This window comes from Alkalimonas mucilaginosa (assembly GCF_036327005.1).
GTDB classification, from domain to species: Bacteria; Pseudomonadota; Gammaproteobacteria; order Enterobacterales; family Alteromonadaceae; genus Alkalimonas; species Alkalimonas mucilaginosa.
The window spans coordinates 405917-416659 of record NZ_JAUGZK010000004.1; the positions used below are offsets into that span (position 1 = coordinate 405917).

8 protein-coding genes and 1 tRNA gene are annotated in these 10743 nt (G+C 54.4%); 4 read left to right on the forward strand and 5 right to left on the reverse strand.

Annotated elements, in window-relative coordinates; genetic code table 11:
- Positions 1–56: 56 nt before the first annotated feature.
- The 3 genes from QWF21_RS08195 to pepA are packed head-to-tail and all read right to left on the reverse strand — an operon-like array spanning position 57 to position 4874.
- Positions 57–2912 (reverse strand): valine--tRNA ligase, encoded by a 2856-nt coding sequence (locus QWF21_RS08195; RefSeq protein WP_330087550.1) that lies wholly within the window; start codon positions 2910–2912, stop codon positions 57–59.
- 15 nt (positions 2913–2927) lie between these two features.
- A complete protein-coding gene (locus QWF21_RS08200) occupies positions 2928–3368 on the reverse strand; it encodes a DNA polymerase III subunit chi (protein ID WP_330087551.1) in 441 nt (146 codons plus the stop codon).
- Complete coding sequence (gene pepA / locus QWF21_RS08205) at positions 3369–4874, reverse strand: leucyl aminopeptidase (protein ID WP_330087552.1); 1506 nt, start codon at positions 4872–4874, stop codon at positions 3369–3371.
- Between the two features lie 180 nt (positions 4875–5054).
- Between pepA and lptF the strand changes: the two genes are divergently transcribed.
- Together lptF and lptG are read left to right on the forward strand one after the other, a co-directional pair.
- The gene (gene lptF / locus QWF21_RS08210; RefSeq protein ID WP_330087553.1) at positions 5055–6164 is read left to right on the forward strand and encodes an LPS export ABC transporter permease LptF; all 1110 of its coding nucleotides are present in this window, start codon (positions 5055–5057) and stop codon (positions 6162–6164) included.
- Positions 6161–7228, forward strand: coding sequence for an LPS export ABC transporter permease LptG (lptG, locus tag QWF21_RS08215; RefSeq protein ID WP_330087554.1), 1068 nt, complete (start codon positions 6161–6163; stop codon positions 7226–7228). Before lptF ends, lptG begins: the two co-directional genes overlap by 4 nt.
- Positions 7229–7268: 40 nt before the next feature.
- Here the strand turns inward: lptG and QWF21_RS08220 are convergent, their stop codons facing one another.
- Together QWF21_RS08220 and QWF21_RS08225 are read right to left on the reverse strand one after the other, a co-directional pair.
- Entirely contained in the window at positions 7269–7772 is a 504-nt protein-coding gene (locus QWF21_RS08220; protein WP_330087555.1) for an RDD family protein, read from the reverse strand.
- 64 nt (positions 7773–7836) lie between these two features.
- Complete coding sequence (locus QWF21_RS08225) at positions 7837–9129, reverse strand: DUF3422 family protein (RefSeq protein ID WP_330087556.1); 1293 nt, start codon at positions 9127–9129, stop codon at positions 7837–7839.
- A gap of 365 nt (positions 9130–9494) precedes the next feature.
- Between QWF21_RS08225 and QWF21_RS08230 the strand changes: the two genes are divergently transcribed.
- Entirely contained in the window at positions 9495–10361 is an 867-nt protein-coding gene (locus tag QWF21_RS08230) for an amino acid ABC transporter substrate-binding protein (RefSeq protein WP_330087557.1), read from the forward strand.
- Positions 10362–10625: 264 nt separating this feature from the next.
- Positions 10626–10712, forward strand: a tRNA-Leu gene (locus tag QWF21_RS08235).
- The last annotated feature ends 31 nt before the right edge of the window (positions 10713–10743 follow it).

Consider the following 10743-nt stretch of genomic DNA (forward strand, 5'->3'; position numbering starts at 1 on the left):
CCTAGGGTAAAAAAACGGCAGCCATGGCTGCCGTTGTCTTTCAGTGATCGGAAGTGTTAAAGAGCAGCGATTTCTTCTATCTGCACTTCAAGCTTGCCAAGGCTGAGTTTCAGCTCGGCCTGTTTGGCTTTCTCTTTTTCCAACACGGCTTCCGGTGCATTGCTGACAAATTTCTCATTGCCAAGTTTGCCATCCACCCGGGCCAGTTCCTGCTTGGCTTTTTCCAGCAGCTTGCCAAGACGCGCCAGTTCGGCGTCTTTGTCAATCAGGCCGGCCATTGGGATCAGCACATCCATGGCACCGACTTGCTGCACGGCACAGGCCGGCGCGGTATCGGTACTGCTAAGCACGGTGATGCTGTCAAGCTTGGCCATCACTTGCAGGAAATTGCGGTTTTGCTCGAGCCGGCGCAGCTCATCGCTGCTGAGCTGACGGAGCAAAATCGACAGCGGCTTGCCCGGGGAGATGTTCATCTCGCCACGAATGGTGCGTACTGCCAGGATCACCTGCTTTAACCACTCCAGATCCTGCAATGCCGTGTCGTTGACGTCATCGGCCTGATACTCGGGGTACGGCTGCAGCATAATGCTGTCGCCCTGCACGCCCGCCAGTGGTGCGACTTGCTGCCAGATGGTTTCGGTCATAAAAGGCATAATAGGGTGCATTAAGCGCAGCAGACTTTCCAGCACCCTGACCAAAGTACGGCGGGTGCCGCGCTGAGCAGCTTCGTCGCCTTGCTGCAGCACCGGCTTGGTCAGCTCCAGGTACCAGTCGCAGAACTGGTTCCAGGTAAATTCGTACAGGGTATGGGCAGCCAAATCAAAGCGGTAGTTGTCCATCGCCTGGCGCACCGCTTTCACTGTATGCTGGTACTGGGTCAGGATCCATTCATCGGCCAGCGACAGCGTCATAGCACCGCCTTGCTGACCACAATCCTGGCCTTCGGTATTCATCAGCACATAGCGGCTGGCATTCCACAGTTTGTTGCAGAAGTTGCGGTAGCCTTCCAGTCGCTTCATATCCCAGTTGATGTCGCGGCCGGTCGAAGCCAGCGCCGCCAGGGTAAAGCGCAGCGCATCAGTGCCACTGGCCTGGATCCCTTCCGGGAACTGGGTCTGGGTTTGCTTGGCGATTTTCTCGGCCAGCTTGGGCTGCATCAGGTTACTGGTGCGTTTGGCCAGCAGGGCTTGCAGATCAATGCCGTCGATTAAGTCCAGCGGATCGATGACGTTGCCTTTGGACTTGGACATCTTATCGCCGTTCTCATCGCGAATCAGGCCAGTGACATACACGGTTTTAAAAGGCACCTGCGGCTTGCCGTGCTCGTCTTTCAGCAAGTGCATGGTCATCATAATCATCCGGGCGACCCAGAAGAAGATGATGTCAAAGCCGGTCACCAACACATCGGTCGGGTGAAAACGTGCCAGCTCCGGCGTTTGCTCCGGCCAGCCTAAGGTAGAGAAAGTCCAGAGGCCAGAACTGAACCAGGTATCCAGTACGTCCTCGTCCTGACGCAGGGCGACGGTGTCACTAAGGCCATGCGTGCTGCGTACTTCCTGCTCGTTACGGCCAACATAGACCTTGCCGTTGTCGTCGTACCAGGCTGGTATGCGGTGGCCCCACCACAGCTGACGGGAAATACACCAGTCCTGAATATCACGCATCCAGCTGTAGTACATGTTTTCGTACTGCTTGGGCACAAACTGAATATCGCCGTTTTCCACCGCTTCGATGGCGGTTTTGGCCAAAGGTGCGGTGCGCACATACCACTGATCGGTCAGCAGCGGCTCAATCACCACGCCACTGCGATCGCCATAGGGCAGGGTATTGGTGATGGCTTCAATTTTTTCCAGCAACCCGGCCGCATCAAAGGCCGCGACAATGGCTTTACGGGCCACAAAACGATCCAGCCCCTGGAATTCAGCCGGGATAGCTGCGCTAAGGTCAGCGTTGACTTCGCCATTGCTGTAAAAGCATTCGCCGGCAGCCAGAATGGTGGCCTCTGTGCTTAACACATTGATCATCGGCAACTGATGGCGTTTACCGACCTCGTAGTCGTTAAAGTCGTGCGCCGGGGTGATTTTGACGCAGCCGCTGCCTTTTTCCATATCGGCGTGGTCATCGGCAATGATCGGAATGCGGCGATCGACCAGCGGCAGCAGCACCTCTTTGCCAATCAGCGCCTGATAACGCGGGTCGTCTGGATTAACCGCTACCGCGGTATCGCCCAACATGGTTTCCGGTCGTGTAGTGGCGACGACCAGATAGTTTTTGCCATCGGCCGTGACAGCGCCATCGGCCAGCGGGTAGCGCAGATGCCAGAACTGGCCTTGCTGATCTTTGTTTTCCACTTCCAGATCGGAAATGGCGGTGTGCAACTTGGGATCCCAGTTCACCAAACGTTTGCCGCGGTAAATCAGGTCGTCCTGATACAGCCGGACAAAGACTTCCTGCACCGCATTGGACAGGCCCTCATCCATGGTAAAACGCTCGCGCTCCCAATCGACCGAGTTACCAAGCCGGCGCATCTGATCGCTGATGGTACCGCCAGACTCGGCCTTCCATTGCCAGATTTTGTCGATAAAGGCATCACGGCCCAGCGCATGGCGATCGGGCTGGCCTTCAGCGGCCAGTTTGCGCTCCACCACCATCTGAGTGGCGATACCAGCATGATCGGTACCAGCCTGCCACAGGGTGTTTTTGCCCTGCATCCGCTGATAGCGGATCAGTGCATCCATAATGGTGTGCTGGAATGCATGGCCCATATGCAAACTGCCGGTTACGTTCGGCGGTGGGATCATGATGCAGTAGTTATCCTGGCTATCATCGGCCGAGGCTTTGAAGTAGCCTTTGCTTTCCCAGGCCTGGTACATGGCCTGCTCAATTTGACTTGGGTTAAAGGTTTTTTCCATCGGTTTACCTGCAAATCAGCTGGCGGACATCATCTCTGGGGTGATGCCAAGCTGACGATAGTGTTTATAGCGGGTTCTGGCTTCGGCTTTTAGCTGCTCGTTTGCCGGAACAAATTCAATTACTTGCGCAAAACGCCGGGCAAAGTCCGGTACTTCACGGCTTAAATTAATCAGCAACTGCCGTTGCTGGCGCGGTGGCTGCCAGCTTATTTCAACCGGTGCCCCGCGGGCCGGGCCTTCACCCGGCAGGTTGTGTGGAATAAAGCGTTCTGGCTCAAATTGCCACAGCCATTCATCCAGGGCATGGGCATCCTGCTCGTTAGCAGTCAGGATAAAAACTCGCTGTTGCTGGCGATACGCTTCGCCGCACAGCTGGCAAGCCAGTTGCCAGTGCGCCGGAATATCCGGCTGTGGCGCTGTAGCATCCTCTGCCAGCTGGTAAAAGCGGACCTGCATTTAGTCCTGATCCTGACCACAGCGGTGCAGCAAATACTGGGTGAGCATCGGTACCGGGCGGCCAGTAGAGCCTTTGTCTTTGCCACCACTGCGCCAGGCGGTACCGGCAATATCCAGATGCGCCCAGTGGAACTTGCGGGTAAAGCGCGACAGGAAGCAGGCCGCGGTAATGGTACCGGCAGCACGGCCGCCCAGGTTGCTGAAATCGGCAAAGGGGCTTTCCAGTTGCTCCTGATAATCATCCCACAGCGGCAAACGCCAGGCGCGGTCACCACTGCTGTCGGAGGCATTCAGTAGATCGTGCGCCAGCGGATTGTGGTTGCTAAGCAGGCCGGTAGCGTGCTTACCAAGCGCTACGATGCAGGCACCGGTCAGGGTCGCGACGTCAATCACCACATCCGGGTCAAAGCGCTCGACATAGGTCAGAGCATCGCACAGCACCAGCCGGCCTTCGGCATCGGTGTTCAGCACTTCCACGGTTTGGCCGGACATGGTGGTCAGGATATCGCCTGGGCGGTAAGCGTTGGCATCCGGCATGTTTTCCGCCGCGGCCAACACGCCGATGACATTTAGCGGCAGCTCCAGCTCGCACAGCGATTTCATTGCGCCCAGCACCGCCGCAGCGCCGCCCATGTCGTATTTCATTTCGTCCATGCCATCGCCTGGCTTGATGCTGATGCCACCGGAGTCAAACGTCAGGCCTTTACCCACCAGCACAATAGGGGCGGCATTATCGGCGCCGCCCTGGTAGCGCATCACCGTCATACGAGGCTCATTGACCGAGCCTTTACCTACGGCCAGGTAGGCATTCATACCAAGCTCAGACAGCTCATTTGGCCCCAGCACTTCGACCTGCAATTTGCTGTGCTGCGTGGCTAACTGCTGGCTTTGCTCGGCCAGGTAGATAGGTGTGCAAATATTGGGCGGCATATTGCCGACGTCTTTGCATAACTTGGCACCGGCTGCGACTGCCAGGCCATGTTCGACGGCTTTTTCACCCAGTGCCAAATCGCGGCGGGTTGGTACATTAAAGACAATTTTACGCAGTGGGCGACGGGTTTCGTCTTTTTTGCTTTTCAGCTGATCAAATACATAGAGCGAATCCTGAGCGCTTTCCACCGCATGGCGCACTTTCCAGTAGATATCGCGGCCTTTGACATGCAGTTCGGATAAAAAGCACACTGCTTCCATCGAGCCGGTTTCGTTCAGAGTACTGATGGTTTTGGCAATGATTTGCTTGTACTGGCGCTCGTCCAGCTCACGCTCTTTGCCACAGCCAACCAGCAACACCCGCTCGCTCAGCACATTGGGTACATGATGCAGCAGCAGCATCTGGCCTGGCTTGCCTTCCAGATCGCCCCGACGCAGCAGGTTGCTGATATAGCCTTCGCTGATCTTATCCAACTGCTCGGCAACGGCAGACAAACGGCGTGGCTCGTAAACGCCAACCACGATGCAGGCGCTACGTTGTTTTTCCGGACTGCCACTTTTTACACTGAACTCCATGCTGACTCCTGGTTCTAACTGGACCGACTCGAAGCTACCGCAGCCGTGAAAAAATGCAGACTGAGTAAGAAAATGCTCGGATTTTACGGCGCTTTCGTCGATAATAATTGCTATAAACACCAAGTTTACTCAAAAACGGCCGAGGTTTCAGCAAAAAGACCGGTTTTCAGGGGGCATTTTTTGATTATTTTTCGTTATCTGATTGGAGAAGTAGCCAAGTCGCAATTGGCCGTGTTTCTGATCCTGATGACCATCATCATGAGTCAGCGTTTTGTCCGTATTCTGGCCGATGCTTCCGAAGGCGATTTGCCGGGGCAGTTGGTGTTGACGATGGTTGGGCTGAAGCTACCGCAATTGGCGCTGATTATTCTGCCACTCAGTGCTTTTTTGGGTATTTTTATTGCGCTTGGCCGTGTCTATGCCGACAGTGAAATGACGGTATTGCATGCGACAGGCCTGAGCGAACGACGCATCAGTGTTTTTGTGCTGAGTTGGTCCTTGCTACTGGCTGGCCTTGCTGCCAGCGTTAGCATGGCGCTTAGCCCCTGGTCAATGGAGCGTGAATACCAGGTGCTGGAACGGGTAGAAAGCGATGTTGGACTGTATTCCTTAGTGCCGGGCCGTTTTCAGCAAACCTCCAATGAGCGTGCCGTGCTCTTTGTGCATGACATTGCCCGCGGTAGTGGTGAATTATCACGGGTCTTTGTGGCACAAAGCGAAATTCGTGATGGCAAGCCACATCATTCCATTGTGTATGCGCAAAGCGGCGCTGTGCAGGAAGATGCCAGTGGTGCCCAAATGCTGGTGCTGGAGCAGGGCCGTCGTTATGCCGGTCAGTTGCAGTCGCCACCTTTTGAAGTGATCGAGTTTGGCCGCTACCAGTTGCAAATCCGTGAGCAGGAAGTCGAGCACCGGCGCCGTAAACTCAGCAGCCTGACCACCCCGCAATTGCTGCAACAACTGGACGATCCCGAGGCCCTGGCTGAGTGGCACTGGCGGCTTGCTATTCCGTTGTCCATTGTGCTGTTGGCACTGATAGCGGTACCGCTTAGCCGGGTGAACCCGCGCCAGGGCAAGTTTGGTAAGTTACTGCCCGCACTTGGGCTTTACCTGGGGTATTACATGCTGCTGATAGTGACTCGTTCGGCACTGGAAAATGGCCAACTGCCAGGTTGGCTTGGTATGTGGTGGATCCATCTGAGTGCTTTATTGATGGGGCTGGCCTTGCTGGCACAGCAGCATCCGCGGGTGCGGCGCTGGCAGCGCCAACTGCGGGGGGCCAGCGCATGATCCGTATTCTGGATATTTACCTGGGGAAAACCATTCTGGCTACCACCGCCCTGACGCTGGTGGTGCTGATGATCCTGTCCGGTTTATTCCGTTTTTTGGATCAGTTACGCGCCATTGGCCGGGGTAATTACGATACTCTGCATGCCGTACTGTTTAGTTTGTACAGCATGCCGGGGGATCTGGTGATGTTTTTCCCGATGGCGGCCTTGATCGGCGGCCTGGTTGGCTTAGGGCTTTTGGCCAGCAACAGCGAACTGGTGGTGATGCAGGCAGCCGGCTTATCCCGCTTGAATATCATCAACTCGGTGATGAAAACCGCGGTACTGATGATGCTGGTGGTGATGGCGGTGGCCGAATGGGGCTCTCCGGCGACCGACCGGGCAGCTCGTGAGCTGCGGATTAAAGCCATTTCCGGTGGTAATCTGTTTGCGGTGCAGCAGGGTATTTGGGCCAAAGACGGCGATGATTTTGTCAATATCAAGGAAGTGAAAGACAGCGGTGATCTGGCAGGGGTGGCGATTTATGAGTTTAGCGACGCGCTAAAGCTGGAAGCTATTATTTATGCCGAGTCGGCCAGATTTAAGCAAGATAGCTGGGTACTGCAACAGGTAAGCCGTTTGCATTTTCATGAAGAGCGGATAGAGCGACATCAATGGCAGGAGCAGCGCTGGCGCTCGACCTTAACGCCGGACAAGCTGGGAGTGGTGACCATTAAACCCGAGATGCTGTCGTTACGGGGCTTAAGCGATTACCTCGACTACCTGCGCGCCAATCAGCAGGACACCAGCCGCTATGAGCTGGCCTACTGGCGTAAATTAACGCAACCACTCACCATTATTGCTATGCTGTTGATGGCGTTGTCCTTTATTTTCGGGCCACTGCGCAGCGTGACTATGGCGGCCAGGGGCATCATGGGGGTGCTGACCGGTTTTGCTTTTTACATGAGCAACGAAGTCTTTGGCCCTGTGGCGCTGGTGTATCAGATGCCGCCCTTGCTTGGCGCAGTGTTGCCAAGCCTGTTGTTTATTGTGCTGGCGATTGTGCTGATGCGCAAAAAGGTCTGAGCCACTGCCGTACTGCGGTGGCTCCATCCAATAGCCACTATCAACGTGCTGTTTTGTACAAATTCAGCTGCTTGCTTTGTTCTTTGCTGATCAGCACCATCTGGGTGTTGGTCAGTTGATCTTGCAATGCCAGACCTTGGCCCCAGCGCAGAAATAGCCAAAAGTTTCCCAGGCCACCGAACGCCAGTAAAGCCCGGCAAATTGCTTGCGAAGGCGTCAGTTGCTGGCCATTTTGCTGCAGCAATAATAAGCGCCAGGCTTTCATGCCCAGCGTTTGACCGGCCCGTAGCCAGAAATAGGCGTAAAAGCCGACCCCGGCCGACAATAAGTACAGCAGATAAAGCCAGCGCTGCAGGCCCTGACCAAAAAACGCAGCGGTGTCTTCATAGGCAGATAAATCCAGCAAGCCGACTTTTTCCAGCCCAATCACCAGCGCAAAGGCCAGGCCTGCAGCGGCCATAATCACTGCACACAGCACCAGTACATCGTAAATAATAGCGGCTAAACGGCGGGCAAAACCAGCCCTGGGCGCTTGTTCAAACATGCACAATCTCAGCAGTTTTCGATGCGCCAGAGTGTAGCATAGCCGCCCTTACTGCGAAATCTGTTCATGGCCGTTGCATCCTTTCGGCACGCTTTAAGCGCCGGCGAAAGGCATACAGTAGCACGGCCACACTGCTGATCACCAGCGGCAGGCTCAGGCTGTGCCACAGCTCGCTATTCAGCTCCGGCCACCAATACTGCAAAGCCCGAATGCCATGCTGGCACAGCTGCATGGCGTAATAACTGATGGCGACCACTGACAACCCTTCCACCATATGCTGCAGCTTCAGTTGCAGCCGGGCACGCTGATCCATCGATGCCAGTAAGCGCTGGTTTTGCTGTTCCAGCTTCAGACTGATACGGGTGCGCAGCAGCTCGGTGCAGCGTCCCAGCCGGTTAGAGAGTCCTTGCTGGCGAAACAGCACCGACTCGCTGGTACGAAACGCCGGCGTTAGCCTGCGTTCGGTAAAATCCTGCAGCGACAGCAGGCCATCAATCGGCGTTTCATTCAGGCTTTTAATTCTATCCAGTGCCAACTGGTAGTAAGCCGCACTGGCTTGTAGCCGTGAACTGTTCTCGGCAATCAGATGTTCAGTCTGCGCCGCCATCCGGGTGAGTTCTGCCAGCAGCGACTCATCCTGCTCTTCAGCCTGTTCAATGCGTTTGGTGATGTATGACAGTTGCTGCTCCAGCGTATTCAGTTGCCCGATGGCTTTACGAGCCAATGGCCAGCCCAGCAGGGAGAGCTTGCGGTAATTGCCCAGATCAAACAATTGCTGTACCAGCCGGCCCAGCTGAGCCGGGCTTAAACCACAATCTTGCATCAGCATCCGGCCGGCACCTTCGGCATGCTTTTGAAAGTCGGTCCAGATGCGGGCTTTTTGCTCGGCCAGATAACTGCTGATGCAATGATCCGGATTGAACAGCGCCGCAATGTCCTGCTCTTGGGTGCTGCTGTTACTGTCCAGCACGCTCAGCTGTATCACCCGGAATACCTGGCCAGGAAAAGGTTCCAACCAGTCTTTGGCGGGCAGTAAATCCAGTGGATCATCAAAGAACTCAGTGCCACTGCCCGGTTGAATAAAGGTATAGCTGGAGAACTCGCCATGCTTTTCCCAGCGTAAGGTAGCGCCAAATAAGGACAGATTCAGATCGTTGTCACTTTCTTTCAGTTGCGCCCCTTGTTGTGCAGCCAATTGCTGCATCTGCGAAAATTCGGTACTGCGGCTGCTTGGGCTGACCGTCAGTACAAACTGACACAGCCGGCAGGGCGCCTGCAGGGCAGGGAAAGTGCGCTGGCGCAGTTCTTGATCCAGCAAGTCGCGCAGCGGATGGTTGCGTTGTTGAAATCGGCTCATCACTCAGCTCCTTGGGGGTTGCGAACAGACGTGGATAGCGACAGGCAGCAGCTTGTATGCCAGCTGTAAAGTCACGGAGCATATTGCAAGTATAAGGTATTGATTATGCTTGTTTTATGAATGTAATAAGACGTTTTATACTTCCGCCACAACCAAAGGTATAACTGTGCGAGTGTTTCAGCAGGAGGCAATTTGAGCCGCTTTAGTGCAGTGGCGGTGATAGCCCCCACACTGTTGGGCACTACCAGCAGCCAGATGTTGCCAACTGGGCTATAGTAGAAGCATCGAAGTGATGCGAGCGACCTTATGGGAAAGCGAACAGGTATGGAGCAGTTCGCCACCGGCAAATGTTTAGTAGTAGGTGTATGATGCGGATTATCTGGAGCACTGTGTTGTTTAGTCTGATCTTTCCTTTGCAGGCTATGACCACCATTGTTTACCCGGCAGCAGAAAGCGAGCAGGATATCCGTTTTGCCGATGTGATGGAGATACTGCAGCTAGCACTCGAGCTCACCAAGCCCGAGTATGGGCCTTTTGAACTGCAGCCCTTTCCTGTTCAACTTACTGAAAGTCGTAGCCGGGCGCTGCTTAAGCAAACACAAGAGCTGGATTTGCTGTGGAGTCCGACCTCCTTACAACTGGAAGACGAACTATTGCCGGTGCGCATTCCATTGCGTAAAGGCCTGCTCAGTTATCGTCTTTGCCTGGTGAACAAACAACAGCAGCAGAGGTTGCAGAGCATAAGTAACCTGGCGGAGTTACGCCAGCTGGTGATCGGGCAGGGTGCTGGCTGGTTGGATACAGAAGTTTACCGTTACAACGGCCTACGCGTAGTGACAGGGCCATACGATGATTTATTCGCCATGCTGGCCCGAGATCGCTTTGATATTTTCCCCAGAGGGCTGGCTGAAGCTTTTGCCGAACTGGAAGTGCGACAGTCAACATTCCCTAACCTGACCATCGATGAAGAGCTCTTGCTGTATTACCCCTGGCCTTATTATTTTTTTGTGCATCCATCCAACCAGGAGCTGGCTGAGCGTCTGGAGCTTGGTATGCGCAGAATGATCGCCAACGGCAGCTTTGATGACATCTTCTATCGCTACAACCACACAGCTATTGAACGAGCTAATTTGCCGGGCAGGCGCCTGATCCGGTTGGAAAATCCTCATTTGCCAGCCAGCGCCCCGGTAGCTGATCCTGAGCTCTGGTTCACCCCAGATACATGGCGATAAGCTGTTCTGAAGCGCAGTGCGCACAAAAGGCGGTGATTTTATCGGCAAACAATGCAGGCGAAGGATAAATTGCTTGCGTGTGACAAAAGCCATCGTATAATGACTGCGTTTTCCCCCAGTGCCTGGGTGGCGAAATTGGTAGACGCAGTGGATTCAAAATTAAACGCTTTTTAAGACTTTTTATGTTTAACCTTTTGATATAAAAGAGATTAAAAATAAAAAATCTTGACAAATAAGCTGTTATAGTTTGTTATAGAACCTCTTGGCTCAGTGATGAAATTGGTAGACGTGCCGGATTCAAAATCCGGTCCTGGAAACAGGGTGTCGGTTCGAGTCCGACCTGAGCCACCAAACATAAATTAAACGCCCTTCAAGGGCGTTT